Source organism: Pseudomonas sp. AC112 (genome assembly GCF_979253545.1).
Window position 1 is genome coordinate 2,402,186 of sequence record NZ_CEEDCM010000001.1, and the last position, 20,151, is coordinate 2,422,336.

The window sequence follows — 20,151 nt, forward strand, 5'->3', positions numbered from 1 at the left end:
AGTGGGTTGGGGCCGTGGCGCTAAGCCACGGCCTCAAGGGCTATCAGCGCTTGGTGTTGGAACGGATGTTCCAGCCAAACTTGATCGCGCCGCCGTCTTTGGTGCCGTCGGCTTTCTGCGGCTGGTAGTCGACCATCACTTGGGCGAAGTTCAGGGTGACGTTCTCGGTCAGGCGGTCATCGGTGCCCGAACCGCCGGTGCTCAGCGAGGTGACCAGCACTTCTTCCAGGTTGATCACCATGTACTCGACCTGGCTTTCGCCACCGGCCTTGCGCACGGTCAGCTTGACCTTGTCGATGTGCTTGCCGCTGGCACAGTGCATCATCAGGTTCGGCGAGGCCTTGTCGACGTACTTGGTCAGCGACAGGTCCTGGATATTCACCTTGCCCGCACCGCCGCCACCGCCTACGTGCATGTTGCCGGACTGGGCCATGCCCCAGCTCCAGTTCAGCACGTCGATTTCGTCCTTGTGGGCCTTGTCCATGGACTCGCCCTTGATGTCGCCGATCTTGATGAAAATATCAACAGCCATGTTTTCTCCCTGTGTGGACTCAGCCACGATATTTGGTTAACGCCGTGTCCCTGTAGGAGCCGGCTTGCCGGCGATGGCGTCCTCAAGATCGCCATCGCCGGCAAGCCGGCTCCTACAAAGGGCGATGCGGGTTCTTACGCGCTTTTCGCCGAAGGCAGCTTCGATACCAGGCGCAGCGACACGGTCAGCCCTTCGAGCTGGTAGTGCGGGCGCAGGTAGAACTTGGAGTTGTAGTAACCCGGGTTGCCTTCCACTTCTTCCACGATCACTTCGGCGGCAGCCAATGGGTGCTGGGCCTTGGTGGTTTCGGTGGAGTGCGCAGGGTCACCGTCCACGTAGTTGAGGATCCAGTCCTGCAACCAGCGCTGCATCTCGTCCTTCTCTTTGAAGGAGCCGATTTTGTCGCGCACGATGCACTTCAAGTAGTGGGCGAAACGGCAGGTGGCGAACAGGTACGGCAGGCGCGCGGCCAGGTTGGCGTTGGCGGTGGCGTCCGGGTCATCGTATTCGGCCGGTTTCTGCAACGACTGGGCGCCAATGAACGCGGCGAAGTCGGTGTTTTTCTTGTGCAGCAGCGGCATGAAACCGTTCTTCGCCAGCTCCGCTTCACGGCGGTCGCTAATAGCGATTTCGGTCGGGCATTTCATGTCCACGCCACCGTCATCGGTAGGGAACGTGTGCGCCGGCAGGTTTTCCACTTCGCCGCCGGACTCGATGCCACGGATGCGCGAGCACCAGCCGTAGTGCTTGAACGAACGGTTGATGTTCACCGCCATCGCGTACGCGGCGTTGGCCCAGGTGTACTTGGAGCTGTCGGCACCGTCGGTGTTTTCTTCGAAGGCGAAGGCTTCCACCGGGTCGGTCTTGGCGCCATACGGCAGGCGCGCCAGGAAGCGCGGCATGGTCAGGCCGATGTAGCGCGAGTCTTCCGATTCACGCAGCGAACGCCAGCCGGCGTATTCCGGGGTGGTGAAAATCTTGGTCAGGTCGCGCGGGTTCGACAGTTCTTGCCACGAGCCCATGCCCATCACAGTCGGCGAAGCGGCAGCGATGAACGGGGAGTGCATGGCGGCGCAGACTTTCGACAGCTCGCCCAGCAGTTCGACATCGGGTGGCGACTGGTCGAAGTAGTAGTCGCCTACCAGGCAGCCGTACGGCTCGCCGCCGAACTGGCCGTATTCTTCTTCGTACATCTTCTTGAAGATCGGGCTCTGGTCCCACGCAGTGCCCTTGAATTTCTTCAGGGTCTTGTGCAGGTCCGGCTTGGAGATGTTGAGCACGCGGATCTTCAGCTGCTCATCGCTCTCGGTGTTGTTGACCAGGTAGTGCAGGCCACGCCAGGCGCTTTCCAGCTGCTGGAAATCCTGGTGATGGATGATCTGGTTGACCTGGGCGGTCAGCTTGGCGTCGATGGCGGCGATGATCGATTCGATCGACTTGATCGCGTCATTGGACACCAGGTCGGTTTGCGCCAGGGCCTGTTCGGCCAAGGTGCGCACAGCGGTTTCCACGGCTTCGCGGGCGCGCTCTGTCTTTGGCTTGAATTCCTGCAGCAGCAGGTTCGCGAACTCGCTGGCTTCTTCGGTCTGGGTACCCAGGATCTGGGTGCCTTCGCGGGCGGTATTGTCAGTCATGATTACTGGTCCCCTGCAGGCTTGGGCGCGCTGGCAAGTGCCTGGAGCAGTGCCGGGTCCTTGATCGCCTTCATGATGATTTCTTCAGCGCCGGTCTTGCCGTCCATGTAGGTCAGCAGGTTGGCCAGCTGGGTGCGGGCTTCGAGCAGTTGGTTCAGCGAGTCGACCTTGCGCGCCACGGCGGCCGGGCTGAAGTCGTCCATGCTTTCGAAGGTGATGTCCAGGCTCAGGTTGCCTTCGCCGGTCAACTCGTTCGGTACGTGGAACGCCACGCGCGGCTGCATGGCCTTGAGGCGTGAGTCGAAATTGTCGACGTCCACTTCAAGGAACTTGCGGTCGGCCACCGGCGCCAAAGGCTCGGCGGGCTTGCCGGCGAGGTCGGCCATCACACCCATCACGAAGGGCAGCTGGACCTTTTTCTCGGCGCCGTAGAGCTCGACGTCGTACTCGATCTGCACTCGAGGCGCGCGGTTGCGCGCGATGAATTTCTGAGAACTTTGCTTCGCCACGTTGCTGCTCCTGGTCGCTTGAGCGACGGTGTTGTTACTGCACAGTCGGGCGGTTTATTCGCCGTCCGGGCCGCGCAGGTTTTCAAATTGGGACATGCCGTCGGGAATCAGATTACGCACGATGGCCGCGAAGTCGGCGTGTACCAGATTCTTGGCCCGGTTCAACAGCACCGGCAGCGGGCTCGAAGGCTCGTGCCGGGTGTAGTACGCAAGGATCTTGTCGAGGCTGCGCAGCACATCGTCGCGGCTGGCGATATCGCCAACGGGGCGCGGTGCTGCGGGGGCGGCGGCGAAGTCGACCGAGGGGGCATTGTCGTCACTGACGGCCTCGGGTTCGCTGCTACCGGCGGTGCCGGGCACCGCTTGATTGAGTATCTGCAACGCCTGCTTGAGCGGTTGCTTCAAGGCACTGAGGTCCACGCCCTGGGCGGAACCGACTTGATCGTTGACCTGTTGTTCGATCGCTTCGCACGCTGCACGCGCTGCAACCAGGGCGTCGCGGGTGGCTTGCAGTTGCTCCGGGTCGCTGTCGAGGAACGCGGCATTGAGCTGCTGGGCGCCGAGTTGTTCATCGGGGAAGCTCAACAGGCCACTGGCGTTGAGCGCCGCGCGTAGGCTCACGGGCCCGAAAGTGCGCGAGCGTGTCAGGATGCTTTCGCGCAGCAGGCGGATGTTGGTGTCGCAGGTCAGGCCGGTGAGGGCGTTGATGCGCACGGTGGGGTCGTTATCGTCGTCGGCGTCCAGGCGCGGGTGCAGGTCGGCCCAGTAGTCGCGCAGCAGGGCGTCGATCAGCGTCAGGGCTTCGGCCAGGCCGGCCACACCCTGGAGGGCGAGAGCGCTTTGCAACAGGAAATGAGTGATGCGCAGGTCTTTGCTGCGCGCGAGCAAGTCGAGGCTTTGCTGCTGGATGCTGCGCCATTCCGGCGGTTCAGCGGGCAGGACCGAATCGCCCATGCTGCGCTCGGGTTGGCCCTTGGCATCACGCTCCAATTGCAGAAATTGCGCGTCATATTCCATGTCTTCGCCACAGGGCGAAGTCGCGGAAACGGCGGTGAGCAGCAACGGCACATCCACTGAATTTGATCTCCCTATCAGCCCGTTAGATGGCGGGCAATTCATGCATTAGTTGCGCGAGGAACTTTGCATGTTTTCTTGGTCATATAAGCAAGATGCCACTAATGTGCCATCACTGGTATTCAAGAAGTTGTGCATTTTTGGTGTAGTACTTACGCCTTGTCAAGGTAAGCTATTCGCCCTCTGTGACAGATGTGCGGTGCTTAACAACCTGCGCGACTGGTGGGTCGAACGACGCACCGGGACAGGATTTTTGTCATAGAGCCCAGTTAAGATCAGCGATCATGCTGGCATTGGCAGGTTTTAGACGGTCGATTGCTCGACCTGATGGGGATACCCCGGGGAGCGCTGTCCCGGGAATCGACCGCGCGCGAAGTATCAGCAAGGAGGCAAGATGTCGCTGTGTTTGACTATCACTAGTTATCACAAGATCACCCCTGGGCAGTGCTCCGAAAAGTCCATGAATCAGGGCGCGATGGCTATCGGCCGCAGCTCGGATAATGACTGGGTATTGCCTGATCCAGAGCGCCTGGTGTCCTCGCAACATTGCGTTATTCAATACAAAGAGGGCCGTTATTATTTAACCGATAACAGCACAAACGGTGTGGAGTTGGTTAAAGCCGGTATTCGTATGCGCCGGGGTAATAGTGAGCTGTTGCAAGATGGTGAACTGATCCGCATCGGCGATTACGAGATCCAGGCGCGCATCGACTTCAATGTGCAAGCCATCGACAGCCAGCCGTTTGCCGGCGATTCGCCGAACAGCTTTGAAGCGCTGATGGGCGCCGTGGCAAACAAGCCCGCGCCTGTGCCCGTGATCGCACCGCAGTTCCAGGGTGCGTCTTCGATGGACACGCTGCCGGACCTGTTCGACTTCCTCAGCCCCACCGCCGTGCCACCGCCCACCGTGCCGGACCACGTGCCTTCCGAGCAGCACGACTTCCGCCCGCCGACGCCGGTCGCCATGCCTGTGGCCGAGCCGCCTGTGGTGTCGGGCGCGGTGATCCCCGAAGACTGGGACCTGTTTGGCGATGCGCCTGCACCTGTTGTCAGTGCTCCACCACCGCCGACTCCACAGCCAGTCATCCCGCCGCCACCCGTGGTCGAGCCTGTGCTCCCCGTGGCAGACAGCCAACAACCCGATCTTTTGCAAGCCTTCCTGCGCGGCGCGGGCCTGGACCAATTGCGCCTGGACAAAGCCCAGGCCGAGGCCCAGATGGAAAGCATCGGCCGCAGCTACCGCCTGATGGTCGAAGGCATGATCGACGTGTTGCGTGCCCGTGCCAGCCTCAAGGGTGAGTTCCGCATGCAGCAAACGATGATCCAGCCCGCGGAAAACAATCCGTTGAAATTTGCCCCCAATGCTGACGAAGCGTTACTGCTTTTGCTTCGTCACGGCAACCAGGCGTTTATGGCACCGGACCTCGCCGTGCGCGACAGTTTCAATGACCTGCGTGCCCACCAGTTGGCGGTGATGGCCGGCGTGGAAGCGGCGATCAAACACTTGCTCAGTCGCTTCGAACCGGCGCAATTGGAAGAACGCATGGGCAAGCCCGGTGGGCTGTCGAGCCTTTTCAATGGCTCGCGCCAGGCGCAGTACTGGCAGCAGTTCACCGAGCTCTACAGCAATATTTCCCGCGAGGCCCAGGAAGATTTCCAGGACCTGTTCGGCCGCGAATTCAGCCGGGCCTACGAAGAACACAGCGCACGACAGCGTCGGTAAAACCGCGCCGCAACACATGGATTAACGGATAGCTAAGTACGTCATTGAGGACGCAGGATGATTCCCAGGTTTTTACTCGCAGCCGCCACCTTGCTGCTGCTGACGGCGTGTGCCAAAGACGCCGCCAAACCCGAAACAGCCGCCGAGGCCGAGGCGGATACCGCCGCCGTCGAGTTGCACTTTCACGCGATCAGCGGGCTTAACCCCGGCGCCAACGGCCAGGCCGCCCCGGTGCGGGTGCGTATCTTCGAGCTGAAAAACGCCGCCACTTTTGCCCGCTCCGATTACTTCGCGCTGGCCGACCGAGCGCAATCGACCCTGGGCCTGGACCTGCTGGACCAGGACGAAGTGATGGTGCAACCCGGCGAGCAACTGAGCATCCAGCGCGACCTCGACCCGTCCACGCGCCAGATCGGCTTGCTGGTGGGCTATCGCGAGTTGGACCGCGCGCAATGGCGCACGGTGATCAACGTGCCCGCGCGCCAATACACCGAATACCAGATCAGCCTCGATGTGCGTGCCGTGCGCGCCGACGTCGTGGTCACCCCATCCAGCCCTGCCCAATAAGAAGCAATCGGAGCCCCCATGTCCTGGAACAATCGCGTGGTCTGGTCGGAAGGCATGTTCATCGGAACGCAGCACTTCCAGCAGCATGACCGTTACCTGGAAAACCTGATCGACGCCCGCAGCCGCCCTTTATCGGCCGGCGCCTGGGGTTTTTCCGAGCTGCTGATCGACCAGGGTCTGCTGGCCCAGGGCAAGCTGGCAATCGTCTCGGCACGTGGCCTGTTGCCCGACGGCACGCCGTTCAACATCCCCCAGGACGACCTGGCGCCGAGCCCGCTGAACATTGACGACAACCTGCGCGACGGCCTGGTGTACCTGTCGCTGCCGCTCAAGCGTGCAGGCGCCCGCGATACCGTGGATGAAGGCGAAGCCCTGGAGGCGGCGCGTTACGTGAGCCAGGTCCGTGAAGTGCGTGACGACAACGCACCCTTCGAAAACCGCGCCCCGGTGGCCGTGGGCTCCCGGGCCCTGCGCCTGCTGACCGCCCAGGATGGCATCAGCGATTACGCCGCCATCGGCCTGGTACGCATCAAGGAAAAGCGCGCCGACCGTGCGCTGGTGCTCGACGACACCTACATCCCGCCGGTCCTGGACGTCGCCGCGAGCAAGCCGCTGACCGCGTTCCGCAGTGAATTGCTCGGCCTGCTGCACCAGCGTGGCGAAGCCTTGGCTGGCCGCGTAGTTGCCTCGGGGGCCGGTGGCGCGTCGGAGATTGCCGACTTCATGCTGCTGCAACTGGTCAACCGCGCCCAACCGCTGATCCAGCACTTGAGCCAGCTGAGCCCGCTGCACCCGGAGCGCTTCTTCAGTGAATTGGTGAGCCTGGCCGGTGAGTTCTCGACCTTCTCGACCTCGGGCCGCCGTCCCCAGGAATACCCGCAATACCAGCACGACGACCTGGCCCTGAGCTTTGCCCCGGTAATGGCCGCGCTGCGTGAAGCGCTGTCGATGCTGATCGACAGCAAGGCCACGCCAATCCCGATTGTCGAGAAAGCCTACGGCGTGCACGTGGCGATGCTGGCCGACAAAACCCTGCTCGACAACGCCAGCTTCATCCTGGTGGTGCGTGCCGATGTCCCCGGCGAAACCCTGCGCGCGCGCTTCGGCCAGCAGAGCAAGGTTGGCTCAGTGGAGCACATCCGCGATTTGGTCAACCTGCAACTGCCGGGCATCACCCTGTTGCCTCTGCCCGTGGCGCCACGCCAACTGCCGTACCACGCAGGCTCGACCTATTACGAGCTGGATCGCGGCAGCGAGGCCTGGCAACAGCTAGGCAACTCCGGTGGCTTCGCCTTCCATATCGCCGGGCAGTTCCCGGGCTTGAACCTGGCCTTCTGGGCGATCCGAGGATAATTCGCGATGCATCCCAATGATGATGACCGCACCCAGTTCATGCCGCGTCCGGGTGGCCGGGCGCCGGAACCTGTGCGTGCCGAACCGTCGCCGCTGGCCATGCCGGCCGCGCCGATGCTCACCGGCAAGAGCCAGGGCCTCAACCCGCTGGAAAGCGCCGCCGGCCCCTTGCTGGCCCTGCTGACGCGCCTGCGCAACACCATCGCCCACCCGGCGCCGGCCAGCCTGCGCGCGCAGTTGCTGGCGTATCTGCGCCAGTTCGAAGAACGCGCCGAAGCGGCCGGTATCGCCCGCAACGAAGTACTGCTGGCGCGTTATGCGCTGTGCACCGCACTGGATGAAGCGGTGTTGAGTACGCCTTGGGGCAGCACCAGTGACTGGGGCAAACAGAGCCTGCTGATCACCGTGCACAACGAAGCCTGGGGCGGCGAAAAAGTCTTCCAGTTGCTCGACCACTGCCTGCAAAGCCCACGGGAACGCCTGTACCTGCTGGAGTTGCTGTACCTGTGCGTGTGCCTGGGTTTCGAAGGTCGCTACCGCGTGATGAACGACGGTCGCAGCCAGTTGGAAGCCCTGCGCGAACGCACCGCCGCCGCCATTCGCAGCGCGCGGGGTGAACACGAGCGTGAGCTGTCGCCGCATTGGCGTGGGGTGACCGTGGCACGTGATCGCTTGGCGCAATTCATGCCGCCGTGGATCGCCGTGGCTATCGGCTTGGCGTTGTTGCTGGCGCTGCTGTTTGGCTTGCGCCTCAAGCTGGCGTCGGATGCCGAGCCGGTGTTCAAGAATATCCATGCCCTGGGCGAGATCCCGGTGCAAGCGATCGATCGTCCGGTGGCGCAGCCCAAAGTCATCGAGCGCCCGCGCCTGGCCGGCTTCCTGGTGGAAGACATCAAGGCCGGGCGTGTCGCCGTGGAAGATGCGGTCGATCGTTCGGTAGTCACCATCCGTGGCGATGAACTGTTTGCGTCCGCCAGCTCGAGCATCGTCGATGACTACCAGCCACTGATGCTGCGCATCGCCGATGCCATCCGCAAAGTGAAAGGCCAGGTACGCGTGACCGGGCACAGCGACAACCGCCCGATTGCCACGCTGCGCTTCCCGTCCAACTGGGCCTTGTCCGAAGCGCGGGCCAAGTCGGTGCTGGAAATTCTCGCGGCCAAGACTGGCCAGGCGGAGCGCTTCAGCGCCGAGGGCCGAAGCGACACCGAGCCGGTGGCGACCAACGCCACCGCAGAAGGCCGCGCCCGCAATCGTCGGGTTGAAATCACCGTATTGGCGGAGGGCGTCGAGTGAAGGCGTTTTTCAGTTTCATGATTCGCTGGGTGATCCCCGTGCTGGGCCTGATTGCCCTGAGCCTGATCATCTGGTTTGTCGGGCCGTTGCTCGATGTGCTGGTGCCGGAGGGCCGGCGTTGGGCGCTGATCATCCTGGTGTTCGCGGTGTGGCTCGCCTACCGCGTATTCCGCATCATCCAGGCCCGTCGCCAGGCCGCGGAAGTGATGCGCAGCCTGGCCGCCGAAACCCCGGCCGACCCCAACAGCGTCGCCACCGCCGAAGAGCTCACTACCCTGCGCCAGCGCATGGACGAGGCCCTGGCCCTGCTGAAAAAGGCCAAGCTGGGCGGCGATGAGCGCCGCAACCTTTACGAGCTGCCGTGGTACGTGATCATCGGCCCGCCGGGCTCGGGCAAGACCACGGCGCTGGTCAACTCCGGCCTGCACTTCCCGCTGGCCGCGCAGTTGGGCGCCGGCGCCGTGCGTGGTGTTGGCGGCACGCGCAACTGCGATTGGTGGTTTACCGATCAGGCTGTGTTGCTCGACACCGCCGGGCGCTACACCACCCAGGACAGCAACTCCACGGTGGATAAAGCCGCGTGGCTGGGCTTCCTCGACCTGCTGAAAAAGCAACGCTCGCGCCGGCCTATCGACGGTGCCTTCATCGCCATTAGCCTGTCGGACTTGTTGCTCGGCACCGACGCCGAGCGCGCCGCCCACGCCGCCGCCATCCGCCTGCGGATCCAGGAGCTGTACACCCAACTGGGCGTGCGCTTCCCGATCTACCTGATGTTGACCAAGCTCGACCTGGTGCCGGGCTTCATGGAGTTCTTCGACAACCTGAGCAAGGAAGAGCGCGCCCAGGTGTGGGGCATGACCTTTGCCCTGGACGACGGCAAGAACAGCGACAGCCCGCTGGCCCACCTGCAAAGCGAGTTCGCCGGCCTGGAACAGCGCCTCAACGAACGCCTGGTCGAACGCCTGCAACAGGAACGCGACCCGGCGCGGCGCGACCTGATCTACGGCTTCCCGCAGCAGTTCGGTGCGTTGAAGGATTGCCTGCAAAGCTTCCTCGAAGGCGTGTTCAAGCCCAATGCCTTTGAAGAGCGCGTGTTGCTGCGCGGTGTGTATTTCACCAGCGGCACCCAGGAAGGCAGCCCGATCGACCGCCTGATCGGCGCCATGGCTCAAAGCATGAACCTGGACCGCCAGCACCTGGCGCGCCAGAGCGGCACCGGGCGCAGTTACTTCATCGAAAAACTCTTCACCGCCGTGGCGTTTGCCGAGCGTGGACTGGTCGGGGTGAACCCCAAGGTCGAGCGCCGACGCAAGTGGATTGCACGCGGTGTGCTGGCCGCTACCGTGGCGACTGTCGTGGTGGTCAGCGGTTTGTGGTGGGTGAGTTACCGCGCCAACCAGGCGTATATCGCCCAGGTCGACCAGAAGGTCGCACCGCTGGGCCAGACCGTGCAGAGCCTGAGCCCGGCGCAGCGTGACATCCTCGCGGTGCTGCCATTACTCAACGCCGTGAAGAACCTGGCCGGCGACTCGCCGAGCTGGTCCGAAGGCCTGGGGCTGTACCAGGGCGACATGCTTGAAGCCGAGTCTGCCAGTGTCTACCGCAAGCTGTTGATCGCCGTGTTCGCACCGCGGCTAGTGACGCGCATCGAAGAACAACTGCACGGCGGCGGCAATTCCGACTTCCTCTACGAAGGCCTCAAGGCCTACCTGATGCTCGCCGATTCCGAGCATTACGATCCGGACTTCATCAAAGCCTGGATCGCCCTCGACTGGGACCGCAACCTGCCGCGCGACTTGCCGGCCGATCAGCGCCAGGCACTGGCCGGGCACTTGCAGGCGCTGTTCGAACGCCATCCACCGAGTGCTCGCCTCGACCCGCGCTTGATCGATGACCTGCGTCGTCAGTTGCAACAACTGCCGGTGGCCCAGCGTGTGTATGACCGGGTCAAACGCCAGAAACTGCCCGAAGGCATCCCGGACTTCCGCCTCAACGAAGCTGCCGGCCGTGACGCGGCGCTGGTGTTCAGCCGCAAGAGTGGCAAGCCGCTGGGCGAGCCGCTGAGCGGGTTCTTCACCGCCAAGGGCTATCGCCAGGCGTTCCTGCTGAGCAGCCTGAACCAGACCGGCACCCTGGCTGAAGAGCAGTGGGTGTTGGGGCACGAACAGGCCGACCAGCAGAACGTGGTGAGCCTGGCTGCCGATGTGCGTCGCCTGTATTTCCAGGATTACCAGCGCCAGTGGGATGCGTTGCTGGCGGACATCGACTTCGTGCCGATCACCAGCGTGGCCCAGGCGGCCGACGTGCTGCGGGTGATTTCCGGCCCGACTTCTCCGCTGAAAAAACTGCTGGTGGCGGTGGCCAAGGAAACCGATCTGCAAGCCGAAGAGCGCCAATTGGCTGCTAAAGGCGTGCCGGTGGAAGGGGGCGTCGACAAGCTCAAGGAGCGCCTGGGCAGCCTGCTTGGCCAGGAACAACCGACCGCCAATGCACCTGCTGCTGCGGATGATCCGGTGACCGCACACTTTGCCGAACTCAACAGCATCGTCAGCAAGAATGAAGGCGAGCCAGCGGCCATCGATGGCCTGCTTACCGACATGAATGCGCTGTATGTGCAGGTCAGCGCCATGGTCGGCGCCAGCGGCGATGCGTTGCTCGGTGAGGCGAAGAACCAGGCGGCAGCTGCGGCCACGCGGGTCAGCCTGAACGCCGAGCGCCAGCCACCGTTGGTGCAGGGCATGGTCAAGTCGGTGGTCAACTCCACCACCAACAGCATGATGGGCGGCGTGCGTAACCAGCTGAACGCGGCCTGGGTCAGCGAAGTGGTCAACGTGTATCGCCAGTCCCTGGCCGGCCGCTACCCGATGTCGCCGGGCAGCGCACGGGACGCCACCCTGGATGACTTCGGCCAGTTCTTCGGCGTGGGCGGAGTGATGGACAACTACTTCCGCAAATACCTGCAACCTTACGTAGACACTTCCGCGCAGACCTGGCGCTGGCAGCCGGGCGCGGCGCAGAAGCTCGGGATTGCACCGGGTGTGCTGCAAACCTTTCAGCGCGCGGCGACGATCCGCGATGCGTTCTTCCGCTCGGGTGGTACCCAGCCCATCGTGCGTTTCGAACTCAAGCCGGTGTCGATGGACCCGACCATCACCCAGTTCCTGCTGGACCTGGACGGTCAGCAACTGAGCTACGACCACGGCCCCAGCCGCCCAGTGGCGATGCAATGGCCAAACCCCGGCAGCATTGGCGTGGTGCGTATCTCCATCATGCCGCCGTCGGCCAGTGGCCGTTCCGGCGTGACCCTGGACGGACCGTGGGCCTGGTTCCGCCTGCTGGAGCAATCGGACCTTACGGCTGGTAACTCCCCGGACCGCTTCAACCTGCGCCTGCGCGTCGACGGTGCGAGCATCGCCTACGAACTGCGCGCCAACAGCGCCTTCAACCCGTTCAAGAGCCGTGTGCTCAGCGGCTTCAGCCTGCCGGAGCGGCTATGACGACCCTGGGCTTCTACGGCAAGTTGGCCAGCCGCGGTGACTTTGTCAGCCGCGCCTTGCCCCAGAGTTTTATCGGTCCGTGGGACAGCTGGCTGGCGGCGGGTTTGCTCGCCAGTCAGAACAGCCTCGGCGGCGACTGGCTCAACACCTACCTGGTCAGCCCGCTGTGGCGCTTTGTGCTGGCGCCGGGCGTGTGCGGGCCGGACGCGGCGGCAGGCGTGGTGATGCCGAGCATCGATCGGGTGGGGCGCTACTTCCCGCTGGCGGTGGTGGCGTTGCTTGATCACGACACCAACCCTGCCTCGCTGGTGGGCGGGCCGGACAGCTGGTTTGAACAGGCCGAAGCACTGTTGCTCAGCACCCTGGATTCCGGCGCCACCTTTGAACGCTTCAATGAAGGCCTCGATGGCCTGGGTTTCCCGCCGAGCGAGCCGCGTGCCGTGGGCAGCCGTTTCGCCGGCTTGCAGCGGGTGGCCGCCACCGTGTCCCACGGGCGTATGAGCGCACTGGCCGAACAGGCCTGCGAAGGCGCCAGCCTATGGTGGGGCCGTGGTTCACAACGTATTTCACCCGGTTTGTTGCGGTGCCAGGGCCTGCCTGCCGCCAGCGATTTTGCGCAGTTTTTGCTCGGACAAGAAGGTGTGGTGTAGATGGGGTCGACGTACAAATCCGCGAGCAAAAGCCATGTGGGCATGGTCCGCCAGGTCAACGAAGACGCCTGCCTGGACCTGCCGGAAAACCGCCTGTGGGTGGTGGCCGACGGCATGGGCGGGCATGCGGCGGGGGACTACGTGAGCAGCCTGATCGTCGACAGCCTGCGCAGCGTGCCGGTGGGGCGCTCCCTGGATGAATACACGGCGGCGCTGCGCAACGACTTGCTTCGCATCAACACGGCCGTGCGCGAAGAAACCGCCAACCGTGGCGTGACCATGATGGGCAGCACGGTGGTGCTGTTGGCCGCCCGTGGCCTGCGCGGCGTGTGCCTGTGGGCCGGCGACAGTCGCTTGTACCGCTTGCGCGACGGCGTGCTCGAAGGCATCTCCCGCGACCACAGCTACGTCCAGGACCTGCAAGACAGCGGCCTCCTTAGCGAAGCAGATGCCCGCACCCATCCGCGCGCCAATATCGTCACCCGCGCCATTGGCGTGGAAGCCCACCTGGACCTGGCGGTGGTCGACCTGCTGATCGCCCCCGGTGACAGCTACCTGCTGTGCAGCGACGGCCTCAACAAGACCGTCGAAGACCATGAGATCCGCGAAGTCCTCGGCCACGACGCGCCGGATGAAATCGTGCGCAGCCTGGTGCACCTGGGGCTCAACCGGGGTGCGCCGGACAACATCACCGCCATCGTTGTGAAGGTATCGGCATGAACATCCTGATTCCGGGTTATGACATCGAAGGCGAGATCGGCGAAGGTGCCATGGCCAGCGTGTACCTGGCGACCCAGCGCTCCCTGGAGCGCAAGGTGGCGTTGAAGGTGATGGCGGCGGCATTGGCGGCTGACCCGAGCTTCTGCGAACGCTTCCTGCGTGAGGGCAAGACCCTGGCGCGCTTGTCGCACCCGCACACGGTGACCATCCATGACATCGGCAATGTCGGTGAGCTGTATTACATGGCCATGGAATACCTGCCCAACGGTACGCTCAAGGAGCGCATCGCGGCCGGCATGACCCCGGAGCAGGGCGTGACGCTGATTCGCCAGATCGCCTCGGCGCTGGGCTATGCCCATGCCCAGGGCCTGGTGCACCGCGATGTGAAACCGGCGAACATTCTGTTCCGCGCCGATGGCACGGCGGTGCTGTCCGACTTTGGTATCGCCAAGTCGCTGGATGATCGCACCCAGTTCACCCAGGCCGGGTTTGCCGTGGGCACGCCGAGCTATATGAGCCCAGAGCAGGCGCGCGGCCAGGAAATCGATGGCCGGGCCGACCTGTATGCGTTGGGTGTGGTGCTGTATGAAATCCTGGTCGGCAAACTGCCGTACAACGGCACCGACGCGCTGTCCACGGCGCTGGCGCACTTGACCGAGCCGTTGCCGGAACTGCCGGTGCACCATGGCCGCTATCAGGATGTGCTGGGCAAGCTGTTGGCAAAGGACCCGGCGGAACGTTTCCCGGATGCGGCGGCGTTGCTGGCGGCGCTGGATAACCTGCCGGCAGAGTCGCCGGAGGCCACCCTGGTGCGGCCGCTGCCTATCCCGTTGAGCTTCGACCTGGCGGGCATGACCCCGGTCTCCATCGATATTCCGACCGATAAGCCGCAGCCGCAACCTGTCGTGCGCCAGCCAGTGGTGACACCAACGCAACACAACGCCGTCTCCGAACAGCGCCGTGGCCCGGTGTTGGCGCTGGCGGCGGTTGCGGTGGCGGTTGCCTTGGCTATCGGTGGTGCCAGTTACTGGTGGTTGAGTGGCAGCGATGAGCCTGTTGCCAAGCCGCCGGTTGCGGTGGTGCCGCAAGTCACGCCGCCACCCGCGGTAGCCGAAGTTGATGGCGGCCAGCGTCCGTTGCTGATGGCGGGCAAGAAGACCCTGTTTCAGCGCGTGTTGAGCAAACCGGGCGCCAAGCTTTCCGCTGACGCCGGCAGCGCGCCGGGCAAAGCCCTGCCGGCGTTTTCCGTGCTGTACGTTTACCAGCGCAAGGACGTCGATGGCCGCCCGTGGATGCGTGTCGGTGCCGCCACTGATGGCCGCAGCGATGGTTGGTTGCCTGCGTCGCAGCTCAGCGACTGGAAACAAAGCCTGGTGCTCAAGTTCACCGAACGTTCGGGCCGGGCGCCGGTGATGTTCCTGCGCCAATCCGGCGAAGTGGAAAAACTGTTGGCCGATCCCGCCGCCGCCAAAGGCGTCCTGGCCAAGGCGCAGAAAAACAGCGAAGACAACAGCCAGGTCCTGGCCCTGGAACCGAGCGCCAGCGCAGTGCCGCAGAATCAGTTCTACCTGCTACCAATCTTCGATTCCAAAGAGAGCTTCGACGAGAACGGCCAGCCTGTGCAGTTGCTCAACGTGGCCTCCATCGACCCCGGCAGCAGCGCAGCGGCCAAGCCCTCGACGCCGGTACTCAAGGCCAACGCCGACGCCTTCCGCACGGCCGTGGTGCTGGTGGTGGACACCACCGTGTCGATGCAGCCCTATATCGACCAGGTTCGCGACGTGGTGCACGAACTGCAAGCGCGCATCGCCGAGCGCGGCGAGTTGGACAGCGTGAGCTTCGGCATGGTGGGGTTTCGCAGCAGCATCAAGAAAACCCCCGGCCTGGAATACGTGGCCAAGACCCTGATCACCCTTGACCAAGGCCGCGACCCGCAGCGGTTTCTCGACATGGCGCGCCAGGTCAAGGCTTCCACCGTGTCCAGCCATTCCTTCAACGAAGACGCGTTCGCCGGGGTGATGCAGGCGGTGGACGGCATGGATTGGTCCGGCTACGGCGGGCGTATCATCCTGCTGGTCACCGACGCCGGCGCGCTGCGCAAGAACGACCCGTTTGCCGCCACTCAGATGAACGAAGCCGAAGTGCGTCAGGCCGCGCTGGGCAAGCAGATCAAGATCTACGCCTTGCACCTGCGCACCGACGCTGGCAAGAAAACCCATGCCGGCGCCGAGAGCCAGTACCGCATCCTCACCGCCGACGCCAACCCGCAGATTGGCGACCTCTACACGGCGGTGCCCGGTGGCGATGTGCGCAAGCTCGGTGAGCGTGTGGATGAGATCGGCACGGTGTTCGCCAACCTCGTGCACCAGGTGCGCAGCAACACGCCGCAGCCGGTGCCGTTGCTGAACAGCGCACCGAGCCTGGCGGACAAATCCGCAGCCGTCGGCTATGCCATGCACATGGATTTCCTCGGGCGCAAAGCCGCGAGCCAGGCGCCCCAACTGGTCAGCGCCTGGACCGCCGACCGCGACCTGACCAACCCGGCGCTGCCGGCGTTCCAGGTGTGCGTGATGCTGACCAAGCTGCAGCTCAATGACCTGCAGCAGTCGCTGAAATTGATCGTCGACGCGGCGCGCAAGACCCAGACCTCGCCCAAGGACTTCTTCCAGGAAATCGCCAGCGCCTCTGCCTATATGAGCCGCGACCCACAGGCCCTGCGCAAGGGCGGCAACCTGGCCGACGGCGGCATCTTGGGTGAATACCTGGAAGGCCTGCCGTACCGCAGCAAGTCGCTGAACATGACCCAGGACCTGTGGTTGTCGTTGAGCGTGGCCGAGCAGGAAGACTTTATCGACGAGCTGGATTCGAAGATCCGCCTCTACGAAACCTTCCACAATGATGTGGCCAACTGGGTCCGTTTCGGCGATGCCGAGCCGGGTGACGCGTTGTACCGCGTGCCATTGTCGACGTTGCCGTGATGCTGAACCTGAACGCGGTGCACAAGAGCCGGGGCGTCGGCAGCCAGCGCTACAGCCTGGTGATTCCGGCGCTGACGCTGCGTGCGGGTGAGCAACTGGCGATTGTCGGGCCCAGCGGTTGCGGCAAAAGCACCTTGCTGGATTTGCTGGCGTTGGTATTGGCGCCGGATCAGGTCGGGCAGTTTGAATTCCATCAGCACGACATTGCCGGGCTATGGCGCGGTGATCAGCAATCTACCTTGGCCGCGCTGCGTAGCCAGCATCTGGGCTATGTGCTGCAAACCGGTGGCTTGCTGGGGTTTCTCGATGTGCGCGGCAATATCGCCTTGTCACGGCAACTGTTGGGCTTGAAGGACGACGGCAGCGTGGCGCGCCTGGCCGAGCAGTTGGAGATCAGCGACCAGTTGGCCAAGAAACCGGCGGCGCTCTCGGTGGGTCAACGCCAGCGCGTCAGCTGTGCCCGCGCCCTGGCCCACGCGCCGCAATTGGTGTTGGCGGATGAACCGACGGCGTCCCTCGACCCCTTGAATGCCGAGCGCGTGATGCAGGCGCTGCTGGCCCAGGCGCGCGAACACCGTGCCGCCTGTGTGATTGCCACCCATGACGAACCCCTGGCCCGCGCCAGTGGCTTGCAGGTGCGGCGTATCAGTTGCCGTCGCGACACCGACGGCGGTGTGACGGCGACCCTTGGGGAGGCATGCTGATGCGCCTCGGTCTGGTGGCGTCGCTGGCCTGGCAGGATTATCGCAACGATGCCTGGCTGTCCGCCTGCTCGGTGCTCGCGCTGGTGGCGGTGATCGCACCGTTGCTGGTGTTATTCGGCCTGAAATTTGGACTGGTTAGCAGTTTGACCGAACGTTTGGAGACCGACCCCGCCACCCGTGAAATTATTCCGTTGGGCGGTGGTCGATTCAGCAGCACCTTTATCGAGCAACTCGGCCAGCGCAGCGATGTGGCGTTTGCACTGCCGCGTACGCGGCAGATTGCGGCGACCGCGCAGGTAGGCACGCTGGTCCTGGAGATGCTGCCGACCGCGTCGGGTGATCCGTTGCTCGCCGGGCTGCCGATGCCACAGGGCCTGGACCAGATCGTGCTGAGCCACACTGCCGCCGAGAAGCTTGCGGCGCGGCCTGGGGATTGGCTGGAAACCAGCTTTGCACGGCAAGTGGCGGGACGCGTAGAAGCCCAGCGCACACGCTTGCAGGTGCTGGCGGTACTGCCGTTGGAAGCGTTTGCCCGTGACGGCTTGTTTGCCGATCTGAAAGTGCTGGAAGCGGCGGAAGATTACCGCGACGGTCGCGCAGTGCCGGCGTTGGGATGGAGTGGTGAGGCGGTGGGGACGAACGAGCAGCGGGTCTACCCGGCGTTCCGCTTGTACGCGCGCAAGCTCACCGATGTGGAGCCGCTGCGGGTGTACTTCGCGGCGCAGAATTTACTGGTGTCGACCCAGGCACAGACCATCGCGCAGGTGCAGTCGTTGAGCCGCAACCTGTCGATCGTGTTCTGGGTGATCTGCGGGTTGGCGTTGGCGGGGGCGTTTGCGGCGATCTTTGCCGGGGCCCTGGCCGCCGTGGCACGCAAGCGACGGGAATTGTCGGTGCTGCGCCTGCTGGGGTTTTCCACGGGCGGGTTGCTGTTGTTCGTGGTGGTGCAGGCGCTGTACAGCGCAGGCTTTGCTGCCGTGCTCAGTGCCGGGCTCTATGGCCTGGCCGAGGCAGCGTTGAATCAGTTATTTGTGCAGGTGCCGGGCGAACACGCCAGTCACCTGCTGGCGCGTCATTACGGCCTGGCCCTGGCTGCTGTCCTCGGCGTCAGCGCCGTGGCGGCGGCCTGTGGCGGTTGGCGAGTGGCGCGTATCCAGGCTTCTGAAGGAATCAGAGATGTATAAGTTACTGGGCGCCTGTGTGGCGCTGACCCTGGCCTCTATGGCCTGGGCCGATGAGGCGAGTGACAAACTCGATAACCCCAAGCCGCTGGAAGGCGACGTCAGCTTACCGCTGCCGTGCGAAGGCAACATGGTGTTCCGCTATGCCTATGTGCTGGCCCAGGGCACCTTGGATGACCGCGAAATCAGCCTCGGCTACCCCTTTGCCGAAGGCGAGGCGGGTTATCAGCAGTCGTTTATTTCCGGCTACCGTCGCGACTTCATCAATGGCCAGTTCACCCTAAAGGACCTGCCCAAAGACTGGAACAAAGTCATCGCGCCGTTGATGCCGAAGACCGACGCCAAGACCCCCCTCAAGCCGATGCTGTACTTCATCGGCAAGTACGAAGTGACCGCACGCCAGTACGCCCAGGTGATGTCCCAGGCGCAGTCGTTGGCCAGTGGTGAACCCGCGCCTGCGTGCGACGCACCCACCGGCATGGCCGGGCGTTTGCCCAAGGTGAAGCTGTCGCGCTTTGAAGCCGAGCGCTTCTCGGCGGTGTACAGCGCCTGGTTGATGAAATACCACCGTGAGTTGCTGCCGGTCAGTGGTCGCGGCTCTTCGGCGGACGACGGCGGCTTGGGTTTTGTGCGCCTGCCCACCGAAGTGGAGTGGGAATTCGCCGCGCGCGGAGGTCATGCCGTCAGCCGCCAGGACCTGGAAGGGCGCCTGTTTCCTCGCCGCGTCGAAGGCAGTGACAGCGACGGCCCGCTCGGCGATTACGCCGTGTTCAACCAGGTCGCCGGCGGCACCGGCCAGGCCGCGCGCCTGATGCCTATCGGCACCAAGTTGCCCAACCCGATCGGTCTGTTCGATGTGATCGGCAACGCGGCGGAGATGGTCCAGGAATCCTTCCAACTGGTGCACGCGGGGCGTCGCCAGGGCACCTATGGCGGCTTTGTGGTCAAGGGTGGCAACTACCTGGAAGGCGAGGGCACGCTGTTCACCGGCATGCGCCGCGAGTACCCGCTGTTCGCCGCCGACGGCACCGAGCAAAGCAACGAGACCACCGGTTTCCGCGTGGCGATTGGCGCGCTGTCGGCACCGCGTTCGCGCTACAAGGAGCTGTTCGCGCAGTGGCAGAAAGAGGGCCGCCTGGCCTCGCTGACCGACGCCATCGACGACGCCCAGGACCCGACCAAGCGCCTGGACAGCATCATCGCCGCCAGCGCCGACCCCAAGCTGCAAGCCGAGCTGGGGCTGGTCAACGAAGAGCTCAAGCGCAATGTCTCGCTGATCGCCCAGCAACGCGAAGAAGCCGCGGGCAACCTGATTCAGTCGGCCGCCCTGGTGGCCGAGACCATCGCCAACTACAACATCCGCCTGGCCAACCTGCAAAAGAGTCGCCAGCAGGCCCTGGACAACAAGGACGAGGCCAGCGCGCAACTGTTTGACATGGCCATAACCAATGGCCGCAGCGCGCTCGATGGCGCCGTGGCGATCTATATCGACAACCTGGCCACCGGCACGCGCTATACCGATGCGGTGATCCAGGCGCAGTTTCAACGGATCAAGGAAGAGTTGGATCGCAAGCCGGTGCTCGGCAAGAGCCTGGTGACGCGCGCAACACTGTTCGTTCGCCATGTCGGCAACTACCGCAAGCAACAGCGGGCCGACCCGGCAACGATCTTGAAGGAATTGCTCGCAGCGAGCGGTCAGCGATGAGCGCTGGCTGTATGGCGAGCTTGGAAGG

The 20,151-nt window shown here is 63.9% G+C and carries 15 protein-coding genes; 11 read left to right on the forward strand and 4 right to left on the reverse strand.

What is annotated here, in order from left to right:
* Positions 1-43: 43 nt before the first annotated feature.
* From AC0IYN_RS11040 to tssA, 4 genes are all read right to left on the reverse strand, one after another.
* Complete coding sequence (locus AC0IYN_RS11040) at positions 44-532, reverse strand: Hcp family type VI secretion system effector (protein WP_005792512.1); 489 nt, start codon at positions 530-532, stop codon at positions 44-46.
* Positions 533-666: 134 nt separating this feature from the next.
* Positions 667-2,166 carry a type VI secretion system contractile sheath large subunit gene (tssC, locus tag AC0IYN_RS11045; RefSeq protein ID WP_078050756.1) on the reverse strand — a complete coding sequence of 500 codons (1,500 nt, stop codon included), beginning with the start codon at positions 2,164-2,166 and terminating at the stop codon, positions 667-669.
* A 2-nt stretch (positions 2,167-2,168) separates the two neighbouring features.
* Positions 2,169-2,675, reverse strand: coding sequence for a type VI secretion system contractile sheath small subunit (gene tssB / locus AC0IYN_RS11050; protein ID WP_010207547.1), 507 nt, complete (start codon positions 2,673-2,675; stop codon positions 2,169-2,171).
* 54 nt (positions 2,676-2,729) lie between these two features.
* Positions 2,730-3,749 (reverse strand): type VI secretion system protein TssA, encoded by a 1,020-nt coding sequence (tssA, locus tag AC0IYN_RS11055; protein ID WP_471841416.1) that lies wholly within the window; start codon positions 3,747-3,749, stop codon positions 2,730-2,732.
* A 394-nt stretch (positions 3,750-4,143) separates the two neighbouring features.
* Between tssA and tagH the strand changes: the two genes are divergently transcribed.
* Genes tagH through AC0IYN_RS11110 form a run of 11 tightly spaced genes read left to right on the forward strand, consistent with a single transcriptional unit; the run spans position 4,144 to position 20,123 of the window.
* Entirely contained in the window at positions 4,144-5,472 is a 1,329-nt protein-coding gene (gene tagH, locus AC0IYN_RS11060) for a type VI secretion system-associated FHA domain protein TagH (protein WP_406599576.1), read from the forward strand.
* A 57-nt stretch (positions 5,473-5,529) separates the two neighbouring features.
* On the forward strand, positions 5,530-6,039 hold the full coding sequence (gene tssJ / locus AC0IYN_RS11065) for a type VI secretion system lipoprotein TssJ (RefSeq protein ID WP_406599575.1): 510 nt from the start codon (positions 5,530-5,532) through the stop codon (positions 6,037-6,039).
* Between the two features lie 18 nt (positions 6,040-6,057).
* Entirely contained in the window at positions 6,058-7,392 is a 1,335-nt protein-coding gene (tssK, locus tag AC0IYN_RS11070; protein WP_406599574.1) for a type VI secretion system baseplate subunit TssK, read from the forward strand.
* A 6-nt stretch (positions 7,393-7,398) separates the two neighbouring features.
* Positions 7,399-8,688, forward strand: coding sequence for a DotU family type VI secretion system protein (locus tag AC0IYN_RS11075; protein ID WP_457248248.1), 1,290 nt, complete (start codon positions 7,399-7,401; stop codon positions 8,686-8,688).
* A complete protein-coding gene (gene tssM / locus AC0IYN_RS11080; protein ID WP_406599572.1) occupies positions 8,685-12,185 on the forward strand; it encodes a type VI secretion system membrane subunit TssM in 3,501 nt (1,166 codons plus the stop codon). The genes AC0IYN_RS11075 and tssM overlap by 4 nt, the downstream gene beginning before the upstream one ends.
* Positions 12,182-12,835: a type VI secretion system-associated protein TagF gene (gene tagF / locus AC0IYN_RS11085; protein WP_406599571.1), complete on the forward strand. Its 654-nt coding sequence runs from the start codon at positions 12,182-12,184 to the stop codon at positions 12,833-12,835. Before tssM ends, tagF begins: the two co-directional genes overlap by 4 nt.
* On the forward strand, positions 12,836-13,555 hold the full coding sequence (locus tag AC0IYN_RS11090; protein ID WP_406599570.1) for a PP2C family protein-serine/threonine phosphatase: 720 nt from the start codon (positions 12,836-12,838) through the stop codon (positions 13,553-13,555). It abuts the gene before it with no gap.
* Positions 13,552-16,533, forward strand: a complete 2,982-nt coding sequence (locus AC0IYN_RS11095; protein WP_406599569.1) for a serine/threonine-protein kinase — start codon at positions 13,552-13,554, stop codon at positions 16,531-16,533. Before AC0IYN_RS11090 ends, AC0IYN_RS11095 begins: the two co-directional genes overlap by 4 nt.
* Positions 16,533-17,237 (forward strand): ABC transporter ATP-binding protein, encoded by a 705-nt coding sequence (locus tag AC0IYN_RS11100; protein ID WP_457239950.1) that lies wholly within the window; start codon positions 16,533-16,535, stop codon positions 17,235-17,237. Before AC0IYN_RS11095 ends, AC0IYN_RS11100 begins: the two co-directional genes overlap by 1 nt.
* Positions 17,237-18,421, forward strand: coding sequence for an ABC transporter permease family protein (locus AC0IYN_RS11105; RefSeq protein WP_457239951.1), 1,185 nt, complete (start codon positions 17,237-17,239; stop codon positions 18,419-18,421). The genes AC0IYN_RS11100 and AC0IYN_RS11105 overlap by 1 nt, the downstream gene beginning before the upstream one ends.
* Entirely contained in the window at positions 18,414-20,123 is a 1,710-nt protein-coding gene (locus tag AC0IYN_RS11110; protein WP_406599566.1) for an SUMF1/EgtB/PvdO family nonheme iron enzyme, read from the forward strand. Before AC0IYN_RS11105 ends, AC0IYN_RS11110 begins: the two co-directional genes overlap by 8 nt.
* The last annotated feature ends 28 nt before the right edge of the window (positions 20,124-20,151 follow it).